The organism is Planctomycetaceae bacterium (assembly GCA_039680605.1).
Taxonomy (GTDB): domain Bacteria; phylum Planctomycetota; class Phycisphaerae; order SM23-33; family SM23-33; genus JAJFUU01.
In genome coordinates, this window is sequence record JBDKTA010000043.1 from 36,287 (window position 1) to 58,023 (window position 21,737).

At 65.2% G+C, this 21,737-nt stretch carries 17 protein-coding genes and 1 tRNA gene; 10 read left to right on the forward strand and 8 right to left on the reverse strand.

All coding sequences use genetic code 11. The features are described from left to right. The first annotated feature begins 71 nt into the window (after positions 1–71). The 4 genes from ABFD92_12445 to ABFD92_12460 all read left to right on the forward strand — a co-directional run bounded on the left by ABFD92_12445 (position 72) and on the right by ABFD92_12460 (position 2,692). Positions 72–977: a PfkB family carbohydrate kinase gene (locus tag ABFD92_12445; protein ID MEN6505346.1), complete on the forward strand. Its 906-nt coding sequence runs from the start codon at positions 72–74 to the stop codon at positions 975–977. A 105-nt stretch (positions 978–1,082) separates the two neighbouring features. After that, positions 1,083–1,448: a hypothetical protein gene (locus tag ABFD92_12450; protein ID MEN6505347.1), complete on the forward strand. Its 366-nt coding sequence runs from the start codon at positions 1,083–1,085 to the stop codon at positions 1,446–1,448. A 52-nt stretch (positions 1,449–1,500) separates the two neighbouring features. Next, entirely contained in the window at positions 1,501–2,055 is a 555-nt protein-coding gene (gene thpR, locus ABFD92_12455) for an RNA 2',3'-cyclic phosphodiesterase (GenBank protein MEN6505348.1), read from the forward strand. 163 nt (positions 2,056–2,218) lie between these two features. Further along, positions 2,219–2,692, forward strand: a complete 474-nt coding sequence (locus ABFD92_12460) for an NYN domain-containing protein (protein MEN6505349.1) — start codon at positions 2,219–2,221, stop codon at positions 2,690–2,692. Between the two features lie 101 nt (positions 2,693–2,793). Here the strand turns inward: ABFD92_12460 and ABFD92_12465 are convergent, their stop codons facing one another. The 4 genes from ABFD92_12465 to ABFD92_12480 all read right to left on the reverse strand — a co-directional run bounded on the left by ABFD92_12465 (position 2,794) and on the right by ABFD92_12480 (position 7,834). After that, positions 2,794–4,107 (reverse strand): glycosyl hydrolase family 28 protein, encoded by a 1,314-nt coding sequence (locus ABFD92_12465; protein MEN6505350.1) that lies wholly within the window; start codon positions 4,105–4,107, stop codon positions 2,794–2,796. 137 nt (positions 4,108–4,244) lie between these two features. Next, positions 4,245–5,459 carry a glycerate kinase gene (locus ABFD92_12470; protein MEN6505351.1) on the reverse strand — a complete coding sequence of 405 codons (1,215 nt, stop codon included), beginning with the start codon at positions 5,457–5,459 and terminating at the stop codon, positions 4,245–4,247. After that, positions 5,456–6,760: a trypsin-like peptidase domain-containing protein gene (locus ABFD92_12475; protein MEN6505352.1), complete on the reverse strand. Its 1,305-nt coding sequence runs from the start codon at positions 6,758–6,760 to the stop codon at positions 5,456–5,458. The genes ABFD92_12470 and ABFD92_12475 overlap by 4 nt, the downstream gene beginning before the upstream one ends. Positions 6,761–6,964: 204 nt before the next feature. Next, positions 6,965–7,834: a metallophosphoesterase gene (locus ABFD92_12480; GenBank protein ID MEN6505353.1), complete on the reverse strand. Its 870-nt coding sequence runs from the start codon at positions 7,832–7,834 to the stop codon at positions 6,965–6,967. Between the two features lie 398 nt (positions 7,835–8,232). On the opposite strand from ABFD92_12480, the gene ABFD92_12485 reads away from it, so the two are divergent. The 4 genes from ABFD92_12485 (at position 8,233) to ABFD92_12500 (ending at position 13,641) form a co-directional block, all read left to right on the forward strand. Then, complete coding sequence (locus tag ABFD92_12485) at positions 8,233–9,270, forward strand: phosphotransferase (protein MEN6505354.1); 1,038 nt, start codon at positions 8,233–8,235, stop codon at positions 9,268–9,270. 251 nt (positions 9,271–9,521) lie between these two features. Continuing rightward, positions 9,522–10,931 carry a prepilin-type N-terminal cleavage/methylation domain-containing protein gene (locus ABFD92_12490; GenBank protein ID MEN6505355.1) on the forward strand — a complete coding sequence of 470 codons (1,410 nt, stop codon included), beginning with the start codon at positions 9,522–9,524 and terminating at the stop codon, positions 10,929–10,931. A 1-nt stretch (position 10,932) separates the two neighbouring features. Continuing rightward, positions 10,933–11,607: a HEAT repeat domain-containing protein gene (locus tag ABFD92_12495; protein ID MEN6505356.1), complete on the forward strand. Its 675-nt coding sequence runs from the start codon at positions 10,933–10,935 to the stop codon at positions 11,605–11,607. 18 nt (positions 11,608–11,625) lie between these two features. Continuing rightward, complete coding sequence (locus ABFD92_12500) at positions 11,626–13,641, forward strand: Sip1-related alpha-galactosidase (protein ID MEN6505357.1); 2,016 nt, start codon at positions 11,626–11,628, stop codon at positions 13,639–13,641. A 12-nt stretch (positions 13,642–13,653) separates the two neighbouring features. Here the strand turns inward: ABFD92_12500 and ABFD92_12505 are convergent, their stop codons facing one another. Both ABFD92_12505 and ABFD92_12510 read right to left on the reverse strand, forming a co-directional pair. After that, the gene (locus tag ABFD92_12505) at positions 13,654–14,355 is read right to left on the reverse strand and encodes a HEAT repeat domain-containing protein (GenBank protein MEN6505358.1); all 702 of its coding nucleotides are present in this window, start codon (positions 14,353–14,355) and stop codon (positions 13,654–13,656) included. 10 nt (positions 14,356–14,365) lie between these two features. Further along, a complete protein-coding gene (locus tag ABFD92_12510) occupies positions 14,366–15,733 on the reverse strand; it encodes an H-X9-DG-CTERM domain-containing protein (protein MEN6505359.1) in 1,368 nt (455 codons plus the stop codon). 242 nt (positions 15,734–15,975) lie between these two features. Here ABFD92_12510 and ABFD92_12515 point away from each other — a divergent pair. Continuing rightward, positions 15,976–16,046, forward strand: a tRNA-Gln gene (locus tag ABFD92_12515). A gap of 148 nt (positions 16,047–16,194) precedes the next feature. Continuing rightward, complete coding sequence (locus ABFD92_12520; GenBank protein MEN6505360.1) at positions 16,195–17,667, forward strand: GDSL-type esterase/lipase family protein; 1,473 nt, start codon at positions 16,195–16,197, stop codon at positions 17,665–17,667. 65 nt (positions 17,668–17,732) lie between these two features. On the opposite strand, the gene ABFD92_12525 is transcribed toward ABFD92_12520, so the two are convergent. Beyond that, a complete protein-coding gene (locus ABFD92_12525; protein MEN6505361.1) occupies positions 17,733–19,877 on the reverse strand; it encodes a pyruvate formate lyase family protein in 2,145 nt (714 codons plus the stop codon). A gap of 209 nt (positions 19,878–20,086) precedes the next feature. Beyond that, the gene (locus tag ABFD92_12530; protein ID MEN6505362.1) at positions 20,087–21,616 is read right to left on the reverse strand and encodes an FGGY family carbohydrate kinase; all 1,530 of its coding nucleotides are present in this window, start codon (positions 21,614–21,616) and stop codon (positions 20,087–20,089) included. Between the last annotated feature and the right edge of the window lie 121 nt (positions 21,617–21,737).

Below are 21,737 nucleotides of genomic sequence, written 5' to 3' on the forward strand. Positions count from 1 at the left end.
CGTGCATTTTCCGCTAGAATCCTCCCGTTGTTGTTCAATTGAAAATCGGAAATTCGCAATCGGAAATTGAAATGTCTCTACTGGTCACTGGCAGCATCGGCATCGATACGGTTGAAAGCCCCTCGGGCAAGGCCGCCGACATCCTGGGCGGCTCGAGCATCTATTTCGCGATGGCCGCGAGCTTCTTCTCGCCCGTGCGCCTGGTGGGCGTGGTGGGGGAGGACTGCCCCGAAGGCTTCCTGGCCCCGCTGGAGAAGAACACGCGGATCGACCTGGCTGGCCTCGAGGTGCGACCGGGCAGCAAGACCTTCCGCTGGCATGGCAAGTATCGCGACGACGTCAACGAGCGCGACACCGTCTCGGTGGACCTCAACGTGCTGGCCGAGCGCGGGCCGAGCATCCCTCCGCAGTTCCGCGACAGCCGCTATGTCTTCCTGGCCAACACGCACCCGGCGCTGCAGGTCGAGCTGCTTGGCCAGCTCGACAGCCCCTCGCTGGTCGTCGCCGACACGATGGACCTGTGGATCAGCGGCGAGCGCGCCGCGCTGATGGAACTGCTGGGCCTCATCGACGGCCTGGTCGTCAACGACTCCGAGGCCCTGCTGCTGACGGGCGAAAGCAACATCATCGGCGCCGGGCTGACGATCTCAGAGATGGTGCGGCAGTTCGTCGTCGTCAAGAAGGGCCAGCACGGCAGCCTGCTGTTCGTCGGCCGCAAGGTCTTCGCCCTGCCCAGCTACCCCGTGCTCAACGTGGTAGACCCCACCGGCGCCGGCGACAGCTTCGCCGGGGCGATGATGGGGTACCTAGCCGCTCAGGACAACGCCGACGAAGCCACGCTCTGCCGCGCCCTGGCGTACGGCACGGTGACCGCCAGCCTCGAGCTGGAAGACTTCTCCGTCAACCGCCTGGCCGAGATCGCCCGCAAAGACATCGACCAGCGCCTGGAACACTTCCAGCAGGTCTGCGCTTTCTGACGGAGAGATTCACCGCAGAGCTCGCAGAGGACGCAGAGATAGGAAAAGAATGAGACGGGGTAGTCACATGGGGTTATCATTTATATGAGGTGAGACGGTTCATACATGATGAGGATGCATACCTATCACTGTCCCCGATGCGGTGAGGCGCTGGCTCGTCAACCGCTGCGCATCGGTCCGCTGTCGCTGCCGTGGTTTGGCAGGCTGGTCTGCGATCGATGCGGATTGACCGTGCGCACGGGGACGGGACTGCTGGCGGTTGTAGGGTTGATCGCGGCGGCGTCGCTGGCGGCGATCGTGGTGGCGTCTTTTGCGATCCTGGCGCTGATCGTGGCCGTGCCGGTGCTGGGCTATCTGGCGGCGCGGGTGTGGATTCTCCGCCGCCGCCTGAGCAAGGCCTCGCCGCGCCAGGACCGGATCATCGACGTCAAAATCATCGACGATCACCATGGAGATCGAACGCTTCCTTAGGCTTCTGCTTTTCTCCTCAGAGTCCTCTGTGCCTCTGTGGCAGGTGTTTGAAATGCGAACGTTCCTTGCTCTGGACATTGACGAGGCCGCCCGGCGGGGCATCGAACTGGCGGTGCGGCAGCTTGATCCGCCGCCGGCCACCCTGCGCTGGGTCGAGAGTGAGAACCTGCACGTGACGCTGAACTTTCTGGGCGAGATCGACGACACGGCCCTGCACGAGGTCTGCGACCTGGTGTCTGACGTGGCGGCAGACCACGAGCCCTTCGACTTTACCGTGCGCGGGATCACGCTCGAGCCGCGCCACAAGCCGCACATGTTCTGGGTCGGCGTCGGCGAGGGCGCCGCGGCCATGGCCGCCCTCCAGCGCGACCTGACAGCCGCGCTGGCGGGCGTGGGGTTCCGCGCCGAGACGCGCACGTTCCGCCCGCACTTGACGCTTGCGCGGATCAAGTTTGTGCGCCACCCGCGCGAGCTGGCGGCCCACGTGTTGCCCTTTGCCGAGACCATCTTCGGCGCCTGCCACGCCGACTGCGTGAGCGTCTACACCAGCGAGCTGGCCCGCGAAGGCTCCAAGTATACCGCTATAGCGCGCTTGCCGCTGGGATAGGATTCACCGCGGAGATCGCGGAGGTCGCAAAGAAGGATTAAAGGTCGGGAGGATGAATGGATGACTGGATGGGTGGATGACTAAACTGTCGAAACAACCTGATCTGCTTCTTTTATACTTCTGTCTTCCTCTGCGTTCTCCGCGATCTCTGCGGTGAAATCCCATGCCGTTCCTGATCGACGCGAACAATCTGATGCACGCCCTGGCTTCGGCCGGAGTGCTGGTCGGGCGCGAGGGGCTGGCGAAGCTTCTGGCGCCGCTGGTGCTGAAGGACCGCGTGCATGTGGTGTTTGACGGCGCGCGGCCGCCGCTGCACGTGGCCCAGCAGATCGACGCTTGCGGCGTGCAGTCGACCTTCTGCCCGGCCGGACCGGCCGACGCGATGATCATCAAGGCCATCGCGGCCGACAGCGCCCCGCGCCGCCTTACGGTCGTCAGCAGCGACCACGAGATTCGCGCCGCCGCCCATCACCGTCGGTGCATCAGCGTCACCAGCGAAGCGTTTGCCGCCACGCTGGCGCATTCGCGCACGCCCGCGGCGGGGCAAGAGGACGAGCCGCAAGAGAAGACCAAAGGCTTAACCGAATCCCAGACTCGGGCGTGGCTCAAGGAGTTCGGGTTCGACGATGACGATTAGCACGGGCGTCTCGCCCGTGAGTCCCACGGGCATCTTGCCTGTGGCGAAGATCATCCTGCACGGGCGGGACGCCCGTGCGACTCATGGGCAAGATGCCCATGCTACTGTTTCGCCCCGCCCAGGTCCGCCTCCTGGACGTCATGGCAGAAGATCGTCGGCCGCGCGTCGGGCTTAACAGGGTGAAGCCGAACGTTTCGCAGCGTCAGGCCGCGGAGGTGCGCGGCATAGAGGCCGCTGGCGGGAACCGTGCGCTTGAAGCAGAAATACTCCGGCCACCAGCGCCCGATCTGCTCGGGCGTCAGGTCCGGCAGGGGCGAGGGGTCGATCTCGCCCGCGGCAGCGCCTCCGCCGGTGGTCAGCGATATGTCGGCCAGCGTGATATTCTCGATGCAGTGGCCGGCCAGACCCAGCAGCATGATGGCCGAATCTTTGCCGCACATGGACGAATCGGCCACGATGTTGCTGAAGGTCATGTGACCCATCCGCTGCATCGGCGCCACGCCCGGTGGCGCGTCGACGCAGGCCCGCTGCTGGCCGAAGGTCATGAAGATCGGCCGCGGGACGTTCTCCATCACCAGGTTCGAGAACGCCATGTTCTCCATCACGCCGCCCTCGTAGAGCTGGATCTTGAGGCCGCTGTCTTTGATGTCGCGAAAGACGCAGTTGGTGACGGCCACGTTGCGGATGTCGCCGCGCGACAGCAGCCCGATCCGCATCCCCGCCCAGTGGCTGCAGAAGACGCAGTTGCTGACCGTCACGTCGCGGCAGGGGCGGTCCGGCCGCGACGCCTGCAGGCAGATCGAATCGTCGCTGGTGTCGAAGGAGCAGTTGCTCACGCGGACGGCGGTGCAGCCGTCGAAGTCCAGCCCGTCGCCGTTGCCGTTGGCGCGGCTGGAGATGGTGACGCCGTCGACGGCGATGTCGTCGCAGTACAGCCACGCCGAAGTCCACGCCGCCGGGTCGCGCAGCGTGATGTCGCGCATGCGAATGCCCGAGCAATCGAGAAAGCGGATCATCATCGGCCGATAGAACGGCTTTTGCCCAGTGTGTCTGAAGGTCTCGTGCCCGCCGCTCCCGTCGATGGTGCCAGCCCCCTCGATGGCGATTCGTCGCGCCCCGCGCGCGAAGATCAGGCACCGGTCCATGTGCGGCTCGTCGCGGTACATGTTCTTGTACACGTCGGTAGCGTAGTCGGCGATGTCCGTGCTGCCCACCAGCGCCGCCCCAGCCGCCACGTGTAGCGTGACATCATCTTTAAGAAAGATCGTCCCGATGACAAACCGCCCGCCCGCCACCAGCACGCCGGCTCCCTTGACGCGGCTGCACTCATCAATCGCCGCCTGCACCGCACGCGTGTTGACGGTATCGTCATCGCCGATCGCCCCGAATGTCCTGATGTCGATCATGTCGTTCATGGGCGGCACTATACCGTGCAAACTAAATGGCCAGGTTTAAATTTGCATGAGCGTCTAAATTGCACTTGGCTCCCCGTGCGACGGTGCCGGCAACAGGACATGGCGGCTGAACAACGGCCGCCATGGCACCAGGCAACTCAGTTCTGGAGAGTCGCTTTCACTGCCTGTGCTGCTCTTTGGCGAAGGAGGTCGCGGGCGTTGGTCTTGGCGGCGGTGGGCGTGATGCCTTCGGCGGCGAGGGGATAGACGGCGGCGAAGTGCTCGCGGGCGGGGCTTTCGGGGTCGGTTTGGCCGGGGATGCAGACGGCCGGCACGTCGGCTTGCATCGCAAGTCGCGCGACGCCGATGGTGGCTTTGCCTTCGAGGCTTTGGTTGTCAAGGCAGCCCTCGCCGGTGAGGCACAGGTCGGCGCCGGCCAGACGCCGGGGCAGACCGATGGCATCGGCGATGATCGCCAACCCATCCTGCAGGCTGGCGCCGGCGAAGGCGGCCAGGCCCGCACCGAGTCCTCCGGCGGCGCCGGCTCCCGGGCGGTCGGCGATATCGACGCCGAGCTTGCGGGCGATCAAACCGGCCAGGTGGGCCAGGCCGTGCTCCAGGCCAGCGACCATCTCGGCGGTGGCGCCCTTTTGCGGCGCGAAGACGGCCGAGGCCCCGCGGGGACCCAGCAGAGGACAAGTCACGTCGCAGGCGGCGCAGAGGACGGTTTCCGCAAGCCGCGGGTTGCGTGTGGACAGGTCGAAGTCTTCAATCTCCAGCAGGTCGCCGCCGGCGAGCGGATAGACGGCCTTTCGCCCGCCGCGGAGGATGAACGTGACGCCCAGGGCCTGGGCGGCGCCGCATCCGCCGTCGACGGTGGCCGAGCCGCCCAGGCCGACGATGATGCGCCGCGCGCCGGCGTCGAGGGCGGCGGCGATGAGCTGGCCGGTGCCGAAGGTGCTGGTGCGCATCGGGTCGCGCCGGTCGGGTGGGACCAGCGCCAAGCCGGAAGCGGCGGACATTTCGATCACGGCCACACTGCCGCCGGCGGGCGCCTCGCTCTGTCCATGCGCGCGGGCGAGGGCGGCGGTGAGACCGAGGCGGCCGGGCAGGGCGGCGTCGGTGTCGGTGCCGATCAGGGCAAAGCGGGCGCGCAGGGGCGAGCCCAGCGGGCCAAAGACGTCGGCGGTGAGCAGTTGCCCGCCGGCCGCGGCGAGCACGGCGTCGATGGTGCCCTCGCCGCCGTCGGCGACGGGGCAGATGTCGATGACGGCGTCAGGGCGAACTTCGAGGACGCCTTCGGCCATGGCGGCGGCGGCCGCGGCGGCAGAAAGGCATTCTTTGAACTTGTCCGGCGCGATGATGATTTTCATATTTCGGTGTCGCCCGACCCGGAGGGGGCGGCGCGTGGCTTGGGGGGTGCGGTCGCTCCGCCGCGGGCGCGAATGGTTGTCCAGGCCCGCATGTTGCCCCGCACGATGCCGATCCGCAGCGCCGTTCCGGCGGTCACATCTTCCAGGATCATGCCCAGCGTGTCGAGGTCTTTGACGTAAAGTTGTCCGGCCTGGAAGAGGACGTCGCCGGCGCGCAGGCCCAGTTCGGCGGCGGGGCTTCCCGGCTCGACGTGCGTCACCACCAGGCCGCTGTTGACGGCCAGACGCAGGCGGCGGGCCAGGTCTTCGTCGACGCCCGTCAGCGTCACGCCCAGGAGCTTGGCCGCCAGGGCGGCGCCGTCGGGGCGGGGCTTGGGCTGAAGCGTCACGACGGCGCTGATGTCATTGCCCGCGCGGACGATCGCGAAGGTCACGGCCGAGTCTTTGCCCGCCTGCAGCATCGCGCAGGCGTACTGGGGCATCTGGGTGGCGCTGCGTCCGTTGACGGCCGTGATCCAGTCGCCGGCCTTGAGCTTGCCTTCGGCGGGCGTTCCGGCGCGAACATCGGCGATGACGAGCGTGTCTCGTCCGTCGATGCGTCGCGGCACGACGGTGGCGCCGAGGACGACTCGGTTGATGCGTTCGAAGTCGAGCAGTTGCGGCAATTCGGCGTGCAGGGAGTCGATGGCGATGGCGAAGCCGATGTTTTGCGCGTCGGCGCGGATGGCGGTGTTGATGCCGATCAGTTCGCCGGCGATGTTAAGCAGCGGTCCGCCGCTGTTGCCGGGGTTGATCGGCGCGTCGGTCTGGATGAGCCCGGCGTACTCGACGCCTTCCTTGAACGTCAGGGTGCGATTGGTGGCGCTGACGACGCCGGTGGTGACGGTGCTGGCCAGGCCCATGGGGTTTCCCACGGCGATGACGGTCTCGCCGACCATCAGGTCGTCGCTGCGCCCCAGGGGCAGGAAGGGCAGGGGCTGGCCCTTGGGGTCGATCTTGAGCACGGCCAGGTCGTGGCGGGGCTCGGTGCTCAGGACGGTGGCGGCGAACTTGCGGTCGTCGGCCAGCGTGACGGTGACTTCCTGCGCCCGCTGCACCACGTGGGCGTTGGTGACGACGTACCCGTCGGGGTGGATCAGCACGCCGCTGCCCAGGCTCTGCACCGGCACCTGGCGCGTCAGCGGGCTGGGGAAGATGTCGTCGAAGATATCGCCGCCGAACATCCCCAGGCGCGTGCGGACGAGCTGCGTGGTGGAGATGTTGACCACCGCAGGACCCGCCGCGCGGTACGCCTTGACCACCGGCGTCTCGCGCTGGCTTTGCGGGACGGCGCCCCATGCGGGTGCGACGCTGACAGCGCAGATGGCGAGGAGACAGGCGATGGAACGAAAAACGATCCTAGATCCTAGGTCCTCGATCCTAGGTAAAGACTCCGAGATGTTTGCCCGAGGATCTGGGACCGAGGATCGAGGATCTGTTTCTTTCTTCACGTTCATGAGCCAACCTCACAACTCCAGTGTTTCAAGCTTCTTCTCTACATACGTGCTGCCGATGTTGACGACGGTCAATCGTCCGATTTTTCTACGGTCGGGCCAGTGCGAGTGCCCGCAGTACACGTGCGTGACTTTTCGGCAGGCCAGCAGCACCTGGCCGAACCTGGCGGCTCCCATGTAGGCGGCGGCGAAGGCGAAGCGGTCCGGACGGTCCGGGGGCACCTGCTGGGCGAAGGGCAAGTGGTGCATGAAGGCGACGATGCGTTTGACCCGCGGCGCCACGGTCTTGAGCTGGGTTTCGAGGGTGTGGGAAAGCTGCTGCACGAACTCCTTGTCGCTCATGCCCAGTCGCACATGATGGCCGTCCATCCAGCGGGCGAGAATCTCCATCTGTCGCTGCGTCAGGGCGTCGCGGTGGGCCTCGACCAGATCGTCTTGCCCGATGTGCGCCGCGGCCCCGGGCGAAAGCTTGGCCTCATAAAACGCTTCCGGAATCCCCAGCGCCGGGTCGGCCATCGAGTAGTCGTACCAGCCGACCGAGCCGACGAGCCCGACGTCGCCGATGATCTGGGGATGGTGATCGAGGACGACAAAGCCCGCCTCGGCGGCCAGCGCCGGCAGCAACTCGTAATAGCGCTGGATGGAGGTTTCATTATGCCGGCACCAGAGGCAGTGGTTGCCCGGCACGATCAACTTCATTCCGGGGAAGCCCTGAAACAGCGCCAGGCACTTCTGCCACGGGGCTGGTTCGCTGCCGGCGGTGTCGCCGACGAGGACCAGCGCGTCGCCGCCGGCCTCCAAGGCACGGCGCGCCAGGTCCTCGGCCCCGGCGCGTGAGCGGGCAATGTCGTAGTGCAGATCGGCTGTGATCAGAATCCTCATCCGCCGCTCATTATAGGGGCAATCGGTAGCCGCTAGCCAGTGGACGGGACGGGGAGAGCGGGATTACGCGATTGAGAAGATTAAGAGGATTGGGAAGAAGCAGAACAGGGAAAGCGGGAGCAATCTTTCTGGCAGATCGTCAGCAGGATGCAGGCGGCGTAAACAAACCTTGCCACAGAGCACACAAGGTGTCTTCCCGCCGTGGCTTAATTCACTCTGTGATCTCAGTGTTCTCTGTGGCAAAGTTGTTGCTGCTATGTGCTGCCAGAGAGTTTGGGCACACCTGGAAGAGCGGGATTGCTCAAGAGGCGCTGGACTGTGGGCGGCGATCATCATATTATTTTGCTGCACTTGCATTGGATTTGATGCATCCTATACGTAGGATAAGCCGTGATCTTATGGTACGAGAACGTGAAACCTTCGCCGTTGACGAGTTGGCGATCTGCCTGAGTCATTTTGATTTGGGGCTGATTTCCAAGGTCGAGGACTTTCCGCGCGGATCGCGCCGCAGTCCCAAGATCGTCATCGAGGCCCAGAAGGGCAAGTTCCTCTTCAAGCGCCGCGCCCGCGGCAAGGACGACCTGGCCAAGGTCGCCTTCACGCACCAGATCCAGTTGTGGCTGGCGGCGCAGAGTTTTCCGCTGCCGCACCTGATCGGCACGCGCGGCGACAACAACTCGATGTTCGTCCGCAACGGCACCATCTACGAGATGTTCGAGTACATCGAGGGCGTCCCCTACGACGGTTCACTCGATGCCACCTTCCACGCCGGGCGCGTGCTGGCGCTGTACCACAAGCTGCTGGCCGACTTCCAGAGCGACTACACCCCGCCCCAGGGCAGCTATCACAACGCCCCGGCCATCCGCCAGGCCATCCGCAACACCGTGCGAGCGCTGCCCATCGACAAGCGCCCCAGCGTCGAGGTGCTGACCGCCACCGTCGACACGCTCGAAAATGTTTACAACACCTCTGCCGAGAAGGTCAACGAACTGGGCCTCAACGACTGGGGCAAGCAGATCGTCCACGGCGACTGGCACCGCGGCAACATGCTCTTCCGCGACCACAACGTGGTGGCCGTCATCGACTACGACTCCGCCCGCCTGCAACAGCGCGTGATCGACTTTGCCAACGGCGCCCTGCAGTTTTCGATCATCCGCAAGGGCGACAACCTCGACGAGTGGCCCGACCATCTTGACGAGAACCGCTTCAAACGGTTCATGCGCGGCTACGACTCGGTCAACGTGATCTCCGTCGCCGAGCTCAAGGCCGTGCCTCACCTGATGTGCGAGTCGATCATCGCCGAGGCGGCGTTGCCCATCGGCACCACCGGTCTGATCGGCCATCTTGAAGGCTTCCCCTTCCTGCAGATGGTCGAGCGAAAGGTTCGGTGGATGCTCGCCCACGCCGATCATCTCTACCAAGTGGCGGCGCAATAACCGCCGCGCCCGCGTCAACGGCGACAATCGCTAATCGGACAGCGAAGCATACCCGCAGGTTTATGAATTTCGTGGACAGAGACCCGCAGGGCGTTAGAATTATCCAGGCATAGACAGAATCAGGAAATCCCCTTACGGCAATGAGGGCACGAGCCGGCCTGGGATTGGCCGGACCCTTCCAGCGCGGTGCAGAGTTCGAGTAGTTTCGGCAAGACTGGCGGCAGAATACCCCGGCCGCCCAAGGAGCCGCTATGGCTACTGCAAGCTGCGCTCGACGATGCGCGATGACGCTGACGGAATTGCTGGTTGTTGTCGCCGTGATCGCAGTTCTGGTGACGCTGATGCTCCCGGCGGGGTCGAACCTCATACAGCGGGTGAACGTCACCCTCTGCCAGAACAATCTGCTGCGAATAGCCCAGACGCAAACCATCCAGCAGCGGGAGTTCGACAGGAGCATCGCCGCCAAGTTCACTTCGCCCGAGAGTTGGCCGCTGCTGGTGAAGACCGAGACCGGCGGCGGAAGCATCCTGCGCTGTCCGGAAGGATACGGAATATCCGTTTCCAGTTCTTCGGGCGGCGGCGGTTCAGGCGGCGGCTCAAGCGACCTCCGCAGCGCCGCGCGATCGGCATTTTTCAGCGACTACTACTATCGCATCGACATCATCCCCACCTACCTCTCGGCCGCCTGGTCAGGCTGCTTGCCCTGCCAGTACTTTCCGGTCAACAACAGCTACTTCGTCCGCCGCCTGAGCGAAAACCAGCGCGTGACGCTGCCGCCGCAGGACATGACCAACCCCAATCACAACAACTACGGCTATGTCTTCTGGGACCGCTGGCCGAGCAAGCAGGCCGACTTCTGCTGTCAGAAGACCTACGTCGAGGACGCCAACCCCTACCGGTTCTGGATGTACAACGAAGTGATGGTGCTTCCGGGCAATTTTGTGCCCGGCAACATCCCCTCGCGGGCGCCCACCGACGCGGTTGACCCGCACTGGTACAGTTGGCAGGCCGGCGGCAGCGGTCTGGGCGACGCCTGGTGCCGCGACTCGGCCTTTCGCATCCAGTTCCTGGAAGACGGCTCCACCGAGGTCAAGATCCGCGCCAACAACATCCGCTACAGCGGCACGTTCCGTCCGGGACTGGTCAAGAAAGCCGCCAGCGGCGTCTACACCGAGGACACCAGCTATCAGAGCGCGAACGGACCGGACGGGCGGCCGACCACCACGCTGCTGGGTCCGGCGGCGCCGACGACGTATGTAGACGGTTGGGACACCGAGGCCAATCCCGACCCGCGATGGTTCCAGACCAATCCGGAACTGTACCCGACCGTGATTATCCCCACCGTCTCGGGCACACCGCCGCCGGCCGATCCGCCGCCGGCAGACGAGACCGGCGACTATGTCGTCAGCTACGGGATCAACACCCAACTGGTCGGCGCAAGCGGTCTCTCTCCCGATCGCGTGCTGGCGATCGACTACTCGCACCTGGCGGTGCGCGCCTTGACGGATCCCGCCGAAGCCGCCGAATGGGACGCCGCTGAATTTGCCCGTCACCAGGGCAAGCTTAACGTCCTGTTTAGCCGCGGGAACGTCAAACTGATGTTGCCCGACGAAATCGATCCGCGGATCCCCACGAACCAACAGATGTACTGGAATCCCTGATATGTTGGAAGTGCGATGGGGTACGTCCGGTTTGCTGACGCCCAGACGGTCGATTACGGCCGGTGCGGTGGCGCTGGCATTGACAGGGCTCTGGTTCTACACGCGCCCCGCCGGCGCCGACGGCGCGGTCGCCAAGCTCGCTGCCGAGGGAAACGTCGAGGCGCTGGGCAAGATTGCCCGCGGCAGCGATGACGCTCGTGCGATGCGCGCCGCCAGTGCCCTGGGCACGCTGGCGAAAGACCCCCGCACGGGAGGCATCCTGCTGTCGCTGCTGAAGGACTCGCGCCCCCCGGTGCGCGAACGCGTCGTGCTGTCGATAGCCAAGACCCCGGTCCCCAGGCAGCACGCCAAGATTGTGATGGACGTGCTGCGCAGCGACCCGTCCCCCGCCGTCCGGGCGGCAGCGGCCGAAGCCCTGGGGCAGATGAAGGCCGTGGAAGCCGTGCCCGTGCTGGCCGACGCCCTGAGCGACCAAGACATCGTGTACGACCGCTCACGCGTTGCCCTGAAGAACATCATGGGCGTGATTCCCGGCTTCAGCGAACGAGACTCCCCCGCGCGACGACAGAAGATGGCCAGGTATTACCGTACCTTCCACTTCAACTACGGCCGTGCCATCCAGGACTGGCAGGCGCTCAACGAACAACAGCCACCACCTCAGGAACACAAGCCCTGATTGATCTGCGATCACCCGATGCTGAACCTTGCACATCAACCTCTCAATGCCTCGGGCGCCGCCGGCGGCCTGGAGGTGCGTCCCGACATTGCGGGGCAGCCGGATTCTTCCGGTGTCCTGCTGGAGGAGCCGCTGTCTCTGCCGACGTTCGAGATCGCCGCATACTTCGCCAACCCCTGGTGGTGGCCGGGGGCGGGCAACCTGCGACATCCGTATCTCACAGCCGACTTCGCCGGCGAGTTTCCTGAGGGTGGGCAGTTTCTGCTGGTGCGAATGGCGCCGCAACGGTACCTCGCGGTGCTGCCGATGGCCGGCGAGCAGTCGTACGCGTGGCTGGCCGTGACCGCGGGCCGGCTCGCGTTGCGCGTCGGAACGCACGGCCGCGGGGAGGTCGCCGGCGACCTGCCCCTGTTCGCCTGGGCGGTCGCGAGCGACCCGTACGACGCCTGCCGGCAGGTCTGGCGCGAGGCGATGAAGTGGCCCGGCGTCACGGTCCGCCTGCGCGAAGACAAACCGTATGCGGAAGTTTTCCGTTATCTGGGGTGGTGCTCGTGGGAAGAGTTCTCCCGCGGGATCACCGACGAGAATATGCCCGCCGCCCTGCGCGCCCTGGCCGAGGGGCCCATCCCCGTGCGATATGCCATCATCGACGACGGGCACCAGGACTACTCGCGCGAGGAAACGTACTTTGACCGCGCGCTGGTGAGCTTCAAGCCCCATCCGCAGCGCTTCGCGCGCGGCTATGGCCCGCTGGTGGCGCAGAAGTCGCCCGGCGCCCTGCGCTGGCTGGGCGCGTGGTCGACGCTGCTGGGCGGTCTGGCCGGGGTCGCCCTCGACAACGCCCTGGGCGACCTCAACGACGCTCTGGTCAAGGCCGCCAACGGCTGTCTGCTCGTCAAGGACGACGACGCATCGGCTACGCGGTTCATGGAGACGATGATCGGCGCGTTCAGGGACTACGGCTTCGACCTGGTCAAAATCGACTTCATTTCGTCGATGATCATGTGGTACCTCGGGGCCACGGAGATGCTCCGGCGTCCCGGGGACAATTCGGCGGCCTTCGAGAACCCCGCCCGGGTCTCGGCGCGCCTGTCGCGGGCACTTGAGGCGGCGGTCGAGAAGTTCGACATCGAACTGCTCAACTGCAACGGCAACGGAGCGACGAACCTCTTCAACCTGTCGCACTCCAACGCCGCCCGCTGCAGCGACGACTACACCAAGGGCAATCGCGAGCGGGCGCGGGCGCATCTGTACCATTCCTTCACCATCATGCCCTGGCTGGGGCAGGTCGCCTGGGGCGACCATGACATGTTCCACTCCTGCGACCCGATGGCCGGGCGGCAGATGGCGATCTCCAAAGCCGTCTCCGGCGGACCGGTGTACCTGTCCGACAACCCGCGAGATTTCGTCGCCGAATACATCATGCCCCTGTGCTACGCCGACGGCCGCCTGCTGCGCCCGCTGGCCCCGGGCGTGCCTCTGCCCGAGAGCCTGTGGATCGACCCGGTGGAGCAACCGGCGCCGTATCGGGTGGTGGCCCCGCTGGCAGGGGGCGCCGCGGCCATCGTCGCGTACAACCTATGCAAAGACGAGCAGGACCTCCACGCCCGGGTCGTCCCGGACGACTACCGATCCGCCGGCTGCATGATGCAGACCTGTGCCGCCCTGTGGGACCTCCCGCCCGAGGGGCTGGTGATCTGGGACTGGCACCAGCGGTGCGGCCGCGTGCTCGACGCGCCGTACGAGTTCGACCTTGCCCCGCTGTGCGACCGCCTGCTGCTTCTGGCGCCGATCCGCCACGGATGGGCTGTCATCGGGCTGGTGAACAAGTACCTCTGCCCCGCGGCCGCAAGTGTCATATCCATCTCGCCGGCGCATCTGGATCTGGCGCTGGAGGAAGGCGGTCCGCTGGTGGTTTATTGTGTCGGTTGCCCTCGGGCTGAAGGCCTGGCGTTTGAGCAGGTGGGTGAGGATTTCTGGCAGACGAATGCCGGTCCCGGTCAGACGAGAGTTTCGATATCCGTTGCCATGTAGTACCCCTCGACCTTAGCGGGCATACTTGCGGTAGACCGTCTTGAACCGCCCCGTGCGGTAGTAGCCCACGACTTTGGATTGATACTTCTCATCGTGCCATTGGTTCTTGAGGATCTTGAGAAAGGCGTCGCGCTGGGGTTTCTCGTCTTCGACGTTGTAGTCCAGTTTCAGGCAGAGGATTTTGTTGACGGCCGCCAGGGCCGCGCGGCGGACCTCGATCTGCTCATCGTTCATCGCGTCGATCAAATCGTCCATCGTTTCATATGAGCGGGACAGGCCCAGCGTGGTCGCGGCCGAGACTCGCACCTCGTGGGCAGGGTCTCGCCTGAGCGACTCGACCAGCGCCTTGACGGATTCCCCAAAGGCGTCCTTGGGCTGGTCGGCGGGCAGGGTGGCATTGAGGGCGGTGGCGGCTTTGGCTCGCACTTCGAGACGTGGTTCGTTGCGGCGGTCGAGCAGCCGGTTGAGGGCGGGCTGGGCGGGCAGGCCGAGTTTGCCCAACGCGCGGACATAGGCCCCGGCCTCGGAAACGGGCTTGGTCTGAACCTGGCCGACGATGGCATCGTAGTCTTTGCGGTTCAGCGCCTCACGGGCGGCGGTCATGTCCGGTCCTTCCGGCGGGCGAGGCGCCAGGCCGCGCCAGAGATAGACCACCCCTGCGGCCAGAACGGCCGCGGCGACCAGGGTGATCTTCATCGTTTTGGTGACCTGCATCGGCGTATCTCTAAGGCATCCAATAGGTCGCCCGCATGGCCTGGTCCTGCGGGTCGATCTCATCGGGAGTCATCTGCCGCACGGTGCCGTCGACAAAGAGAACGTTCACCCTGCCGCCATGCCTGGCGAAGTCCAAGGTCCCGTCGCCGTCGGCGTCCCAGGTGGGTCCGTTCCAGTTGTCTTCGGTGGGCTTGGCGACGGTGTCAGGATAGTCCAGCGCCAGGATTTGTCCGCCGCGCGACATGGCGACGGCCTGCTCGTTCATCCCGTAGTTGGTGGCGCTGTAGACGATCTGCCCGCCGCCGCCGGAGGGCGGCTCGGGCGAGCCTGTCGGATCGCCCAGGATGATCCAGTCATTGCGCCCGGTGCATCCGCCGCTGCATCCGGGTTGGCCCCCGGAGCAGCCTTCGGTCTGCAGCAGGCCCGGACCGGGACCCTGCCACAACTGCGTTTCGTACGTCGTCACGCCGTTGTTGACGACCCAGGCGTACCCGTTGGGCGTGTTGGGGGCGTAGCACAGCGGGCCCCAGTGGTTCACCCCGTGAAGCACCGCCGTGGCGAAGGCGCAGTCTCTTGCCAGACCCATCGGACCTTTGCTGGTGGGGCAGTTCTCGTTAGCGGTGGCCCAGAGGCACGCATACGTGCTCCACCAGCTTCCGGCGATCCCGTCCCATTGCGTCCAGAGCCTTACACCCTTGCCGTCGGGCTCGACCTTCATGAACACGTTCGTGCAAGCCGCTCCCCACCAGGTGCCGAAGGTGACGCCCCAGTACGAACTGCCCGTGCCATCGGGCACGTAGGCAATGTCCTGCAGGGGCAGGGCCTTGCCCGTTCCCCAATAGGCGCCGGTGTCGCCGAAATAGCGGCCGGAGCCGTCCGTGACGGTGCTCTTCTGGTGCTGCGAAAAATGCAGCATCCACGGGCTGTCGTCGCTGAGGGGGTACCCGGCCCCGACATACGTGTCATACCCCCAGGCGAAATTCGCCTGCGCATAATGCGTGCGCACCAGCACGTAGTTGCTTTCGACATTGCCCCCGCCGGGGATTACGCTCCCGCCGTCGTCGCCCGACAGCGCCGTCGGTTGGGGCCCCTCGGGGCAGTAGAATATCCGCCCGGCCTTGTCTACCTTCGGAGAGAGCGTGACGTACCAGTTGGCGGCCGTGAGGTCATTCTTTTTGCCGCCGGCGCCGACGACCATGGCCGCGGCCTCGCCGATGCGTTTTAGATTGTTGCGGCAGGTGATGTCGTTGACGCGTCGCAGGAGGTTGGCGCCGGCCGGCAGCAACAGCGCGACCAGAACAGCCAGAACGGCCACCACTACCAGCAGTTCCGACAAGGTGAACGCCCGCCATGCCGCATGGGATCTCGGTGGAGTCATGTCACGGCCCTTCTCGCGCGAGAGTGTTGCCGCCAGTTCCCGAGCAAGATAATACTAGCCGCCGCCTGTCAGACGGTCAACACTTGCCCCTGATGCTGCATATCATTCCCGCGTGTGGAGGAGATCGTGATTGTGCTGGAAATTCCACCCGGCAGAGGCTATAAGATCATGGTCGTGTTGTAGCTGGGTTGGGGTGATGACCCCAACGGCGAGGATCGGGAGCTTTTCCCGGGTCCCCACACTGGGGATTGGTGTAACGGTAGCACGACTGACTCTGGATCAGTTAGTCAAGGTTCGAATCCTTGATCCCCAGGTCGTGTACAAAAGGCCATCGGAATTTCCCGATGGCCTTTTGCATTGGGAGGCCGGGCCGCTCTCGGCTTTGCGGTTTGCCGACGCAAAACCGGCAGCGCGGGGTTTAACATGCAAAAGGCAAAGGCGACTTTCACAAGGATCACCCCATGAACTTTCCACGACGGATCGGGTGCTTGTCTTTGGTGGCGACAATCGCGGCGATGGCGACTTGCAGCGCCGGCGCCTGGGCGGATGAGCCCCCGGCCAAGCCTGAGGCGGGGCAGAAAATCAAAATCGCCATCCTGGGCGACTCGATCTCGACGCAGCCGCACTGGCCCGACCGCCTGCAGAAGCTTCTCGGCGAGGGGTACGAGGTCAAGGCCTTCGCCGCCAACGGCACGGGCATTATCCGCTCCAACTCCCGCTCGATTTGGCGCCGCTACGAACTGGCCCACGCCGTCGAGTTCCAGCCCAACGTCATGATCCTCATGTACGACCACGCCGCCAGCCGCAAGGGCGAATGGAACGAGGCGGGGTTCCTGGACGGCTACAAGGAACTCATCACCCGCCTGCAAACCAAGGTCGCCTCCAAGCCCAAGCTCTACATCTGCCTGCCCGTGCCGGCGATGGAAGAGTGCTACTTCGGCATCGTGGCGGCCACATTGAACAACCAGGTCGTCCCGGCGGTTCGCAAAGTGGCGCAGGAGACGGGCGTGCCGCTGATCGACACGCACAGTCCCATGAAGGGCAAGGCCGATATGATCGGCATGGACGGCGTTTTTCCCACCGAGCGCGGTTATGCGACCATCGCCGTGACGGTCTACAAGGCCCTGACCGGCAAGGACGCCCCGCCGCAACCGGAGATCCTCGCCCCGGTTCCGGTCGTCAAAGCCGTCACGCCGGCCGAGGAGCCGGTGGCAGGGTGGAAGGACAAGCCGGTCGCGGCGGCGGTTGAATTGAAAGCTTCAATCGTGCTCGATCCCAAAGGCGACGGACCCGACGGCAAAGCCAACACCGACGACGATACCTGGGGCTTCTGGTTCATGCTGGCCGACCCCACGCACCGCTACAATCGCCTGGACCTGCCGACGTGGACGATGTCCGACGACCAGCGAAAGAACGGGATCCGCGACCCCAACTCGCCCGTGGGGCACCAGGCCAAAGTCGCCGGCCCGATCGCCTCGTCGCTGCCGGACCTGGTGGACTCGGAAGGATGGATCTTCCACAGCGACTGGGACGGGCGTTATGAAGGCATCTGGGGCAACAAACGCGTCGACTGCGTGTTGATGCACCCGTATGTCGAGAAGAACGGCCATCATCCCGTCGCCGTCACGTACAGCGTGCCGGCAACGGGCGTGTACACCATCTCGGGCAAGGTGACGGACTTGCAGGTCGTCAACAACTACGTCAAGTGCGACGGGATCACGTGGAAGATCGAAATCGCCGAAGGCGGCGAAAAAGGCGTGCTGCTGGGCAAGGGCACAGCCGGCGACGGCCACGGACGCCCTGACTCGACGGAGTTCAAAATCGAGAAGGTCAAGATCGGCGGCGGCAAGAACATCCGCCTGGTGATCCATCCCAATTACTGGTGGGGGACCGATCTGACGCGCATCGACTACTTCAGGATCGAGAGACAGTAGTACAGCAGTGTTGTGAGTGGTGAGAAAGACTCCAAGCGCGAGTAAGGCATCTCACCACTCACCACTCACAACTGGTGTTCCGTCCGCGCGATGACGTCGTCCTGGTAGCCTTTGCACAGTTCGACGAAACGGGCGCTCATGCCCCAGACTCGCACCACCAGGTCGGGGTACTTTTCCGGTTCGCGCTGGGCGTCGCGCAGCGTCTGGGCGCTGACGACGTTGAGCTGCAGTTGCATCCCGCCCATCGCGAAGAACGCCTGGAGCAGGTGCGTGAACTTGGCCAGGCCCTCGCGGCCGCGGACGGCGGAGGGATGAAAGCTCATCAGCAGGGCGTTGTTCCACTGCGAGAGCATCGGGTCGATCTTGGCGACGGATTTCATCACGGCGGTGGGCCCGCTGCGGTCGGTGCCGTTGGCGGGGCTGAGCGTGACGGGGATGCCCTCGCCGCTGCGTCGCCCGTCGGGCGTGGCGGTGTAGCACGTGCCCGCTCCCCAGGGGTGCGGTTGATGCACGCCCGACAGCACCCGCGCGCCCGAGGCCGTGCGGTGCGTCAGGATCTCGCGGCAGGCGAACTCGATGACCTCCTTGCCCAGCAGGTCGACGTAGTCGTCGTCGTTGCCCCACTTGGGCGCCGCCAGGCATTTCTGCCGCAGCGACTCGTGCCCCTGCCAGTCGGCGGCCAAGGCGGCCTGGAGTTGGCTCAGCGTCGCCTCCTTGCGGTCGAAGACGATCGCCCGCACGGCCGCCAGGCTGTTGATCGCCGTGACCGGCGCGCTGACCATCATGCCCTTGTCGTTGAACCGAAGCCCGCCCTGGGTGATGTCGAGGGCCTTGTCGATGCAGTCGTCCATCGTGCCCGACAGGAAGGGCAGGGGGCTGATGGTTTCGCGGCCGTCCACGTTCTCCCGGGCGTTGTAGTGGCGCACGCAATCGGTGATGTTGTCGGCGACGCGTCGCTTGAAGTATTCGAGCAACTGCTCGAAGGTCCAGGAGTCGTCGGCCTCGGCGAGAACCTGCTGAAACAGTCCTGTCAGGGTGACCGCGGCCAGGACGAAAAAGCTGCTCTTGCCGTCGATGAGCACGTCCTGGCAGGCGTCGAGGACGTAATCTCGCGCGTCGGCGGGCGAGTAGCCGACGCCCTCGAGAGCGGGCACGAAGGCGTCATCATTATAAAAGGCCAGTTGCCCCATGTGCGAGGTCGACAGCTCGGCCAGGCGGTGGATGTACCGTGGCGGGCTGCCGCGATGCACGCGGGCGCCGATCTGCGGATTGGGCAGCTTGAGCTCGCCGGCGGCGTCGAGGATGGCGTAGGTCAGGTCGTTGACGCCGTCGCGGCCGTCCGGGAGCAAGCCGCCGACGATGACGTTGTCCATGCCGTCATAGGAGACGTCGCCGAGCTTGAGGTCGCCCATATCGTTGAGCTTGATCAGCAGGCAGCGCAGCAGCAGGGCGGCTCGGTCGGCGTCGCAGGCGGCGTAGAAGGGCAGCAGGTACTGGTCCATGCGCCCCTGCGAGAGCAGGCTGTAGTTTTCGATGACCGTGATCAGGTGCAGGAAGAACGCGAGCTGGCAGGCCTGGTGGAAGGTCGCCGGCGGGTCGGTGGCGACGTGTCGGCAGACGGCGGCGATCTCGTGCAGCTCGGCGGCGCGCTCGGGCGAGGCGTCCAGGGCCTGCTCGTCGGCCAGGGCGGCGTAGCGGTTGGCCAGGGCGGCGGCGCTTTGGAACATGATGATGACCGCACGGAGGAAGTCGCGCCGGCTGGCGATAGTCTCGCCGGCAAGGCGCTGGGTGGCCTGGGCGATAATCCCGCCGAAGCCCAGGCGCATCACCTTGGGATAGTTGGGCACGTAGTGCCCCTGCGAGCCGCCTTCGCCGCGGCCGAGGCGCTCGAGCTCCTCGTCGCGTGCATACCGCGGGCAGCAGTATTCGAGTGATTCCTTGCTGGGATGGTTGGGGCGTTCCAAGGCCTCGAGGCCGCCCCCGCGCCGCCCCATGATTGTGCGCCCGCCGACGATCAGCTCGTCTGGCTCGATGAACGCCGGCATGCGATCGACGAGCATCGCGATGGCATGGGCCTTGCGCTCGACGAGCGGGCAGTCCCGGTCGCGCACGTCCCAGTCGGCGGGCATGAAGATGCGATGCCGCCCGTGACGCCCTTGGAGCATTGCCTGTCGCAACCGCGCGATTCGATCCGTGTCAGCGTTAATCATGGCGGAGCATTGTAGCGAGGGTATTCCTGTTTAGACATAGCGTCGAGGAAAAGACCGGCAGTGCGGGATTATGGGATTGAGAAGGTTAAGAGGATGGGGAAGAAGCTTGGGCGAAGATGTTAGCGGCGGGGCTTGCCCCGCGCGTCTTTCACCCTCTGATTAACGCGCGGGGCAAGCCCCGCCGCTAACGTCCCAATTCCGCTTCGCGGCTATAGGCGGGCGATATCGTCACCGATGGCGCTGCAGCAGGCGTTGAGTTTTCGGAAGATCTCGAGGCGTTTGGCGCAGGCGGCGGTTTGGGCGGGGACGGGTGTTTTGATGTCGATCACCTTGTGGATGTCGTTGATGGGGCTCAAGTCGGTCCAGAGCCCGGCGCCGACGCAGGCGACGGCGGCGGCGCCGAGGGCGGCGGCCTGCTGGCCGATCTGCGTACGGACCATCTTCTTGTTGTAGAGATCGGCGTAAATCTGCATCCAGAAGTCGCTGGCGGCCCCGCCGCCGACGGCGAGGATCTCGTCCGACAGCGGCGCCAGGGCTTCGAGGCTTTGCAGCGCCAGCGTCTGGGCCATGGCGATTCCCTCGACGGCGGCGCGGCACAGGTCGGCCTGCGTGGTGCCAAGGTTAATATGCACGAAGGCGCCCCGCACGTTGGGGCTGGGATCCAGCGACGACCCGCCGGCCAGCGTCGGCAGGAACATCACGCCCCGCGCGCCCGGCGGCGAGGAGGCGGCCAGCTCGAGCATCAGCTCGAAGGTGCTGCAGCCGCGCCGCTGCGCTTCGGCGTCGAGATTCGTACATAGCGTCTCGCGCAGCCACCGCAGCGAGGAGCCGGTCGAGAACACGCCCATCGCCGAGGCGAACATGCCCGGCACGACGTGGGCGAACACATAAGGACGCGTCGCGTAGTCCAGCAGTGGCCGCGAGCCGGCCACGGCGATCCAACTGCTCGAGCCCATCGAGTTGTAGGCGTCGCCCTCGCGCCAGGCGCGGGCGCCCAGGGCCATGCAACTGTTGTCCACCCCGCCGGCGACGACCTTGATGTTGGCGGGCAGTCGAAGCTCAGCCGCGGCCGCCGCGGTCAGATGGCCGATGACTTCGCTGGAAGGCACCGCCTCGGGAAAGATCGACGCCGGCAGGCCGCTGGCGCCGATGAGGGCGTCGCTGTATCGCCACGCCGCCAGGTCCCACACCCCGCTGCCGCTGGCGTAGGAGTAATCGGTGGCCATCACGCCGGTCATGCGGAAGTTGATGTAGTCTTTGGAGCCCAGCACGCGGTGGATGCCGGCGAAGACCTCCGGCTCGTTGTCGCGCAGCCACATGATCTTGAAGACGCTGTACAACGGCGGCGGAAAACCGTTTCCGGTGGTCAGGTACCAGGTTCGTTCGTCGACGTGGCGGAAAAATTGCCCCGGCTGCACGTCGGGGCGGCTGTCCGACCAGATCATCGCGTACGGGCGCAGCAGGTTGCCCGCTTTGTCGAGGGGCACCACGCCCAGCGAGTGACCGGAGATTCCGATAGCCGCAATCGCATCGGGCGAACCGTTCCACTGCGACATCAATTCGCCGGTGGCCGCGACCGTGGCGGCCCACCACGTTTGCGGATCCTGCTCGTGCCAGAGCGGGCGCGGATAGTGTGTTTCGTATGAGGCGTAGTGCGACGCCAGGCACGCGCCGCCGCCGTCATAGAGCGAGGCCTTGATCCCGCCGGTGCCGAAGTCGTATGACAGAACGATGCTCATAGTGGTGGAAGAACGGAAGGATGGAATGATCGAAGATCGGGTAACGCGGAACAGGAGATGGAATGATGGAATAATGGATGAATGACCAATCCGAAAGCGTCATGCAAACTGTGCTGGGTTT

What these genes read in the sequence shown, in the direction of transcription:
- ABFD92_12445 (MEN6505346.1), top strand. Translation starts at nt 72, where the DNA reads ATGTCTCTACTGGTCACTGGCAGCATCGGCATCGATACGGTTGAAAGC.
- ABFD92_12450 (MEN6505347.1), top strand. Translation starts at nt 1,083, where the DNA reads ATGATGAGGATGCATACCTATCACTGTCCCCGATGCGGTGAGGCGCTG.
- thpR (MEN6505348.1), top strand. Translation starts at nt 1,501, where the DNA reads ATGCGAACGTTCCTTGCTCTGGACATTGACGAGGCCGCCCGGCGGGGC.
- ABFD92_12460 (MEN6505349.1), top strand. Translation starts at nt 2,219, where the DNA reads ATGCCGTTCCTGATCGACGCGAACAATCTGATGCACGCCCTGGCTTCG.
- ABFD92_12465 (MEN6505350.1), bottom strand. Translation starts at nt 4,107, where the DNA reads ATGAACGACATGATCGACATCAGGACATTCGGGGCGATCGGCGATGAC.
- ABFD92_12470 (MEN6505351.1), bottom strand. Translation starts at nt 5,459, where the DNA reads ATGAAAATCATCATCGCGCCGGACAAGTTCAAAGAATGCCTTTCTGCC.
- ABFD92_12480 (MEN6505353.1), bottom strand. Translation starts at nt 7,834, where the DNA reads ATGAGGATTCTGATCACAGCCGATCTGCACTACGACATTGCCCGCTCA.
- ABFD92_12485 (MEN6505354.1), top strand. Translation starts at nt 8,233, where the DNA reads ATGGTACGAGAACGTGAAACCTTCGCCGTTGACGAGTTGGCGATCTGC.
- ABFD92_12490 (MEN6505355.1), top strand. Translation starts at nt 9,522, where the DNA reads ATGGCTACTGCAAGCTGCGCTCGACGATGCGCGATGACGCTGACGGAA.
- ABFD92_12495 (MEN6505356.1), top strand. Translation starts at nt 10,933, where the DNA reads ATGTTGGAAGTGCGATGGGGTACGTCCGGTTTGCTGACGCCCAGACGG.
- ABFD92_12500 (MEN6505357.1), top strand. Translation starts at nt 11,626, where the DNA reads ATGCTGAACCTTGCACATCAACCTCTCAATGCCTCGGGCGCCGCCGGC.
- ABFD92_12505 (MEN6505358.1), bottom strand. Translation starts at nt 14,355, where the DNA reads ATGCAGGTCACCAAAACGATGAAGATCACCCTGGTCGCCGCGGCCGTT.
- ABFD92_12510 (MEN6505359.1), bottom strand. Translation starts at nt 15,733, where the DNA reads ATGACTCCACCGAGATCCCATGCGGCATGGCGGGCGTTCACCTTGTCG.
- ABFD92_12520 (MEN6505360.1), top strand. Translation starts at nt 16,195, where the DNA reads ATGAACTTTCCACGACGGATCGGGTGCTTGTCTTTGGTGGCGACAATC.
- ABFD92_12525 (MEN6505361.1), bottom strand. Translation starts at nt 19,877, where the DNA reads ATGATTAACGCTGACACGGATCGAATCGCGCGGTTGCGACAGGCAATG.
- ABFD92_12530 (MEN6505362.1), bottom strand. Translation starts at nt 21,616, where the DNA reads ATGAGCATCGTTCTGTCATACGACTTCGGCACCGGCGGGATCAAGGCC.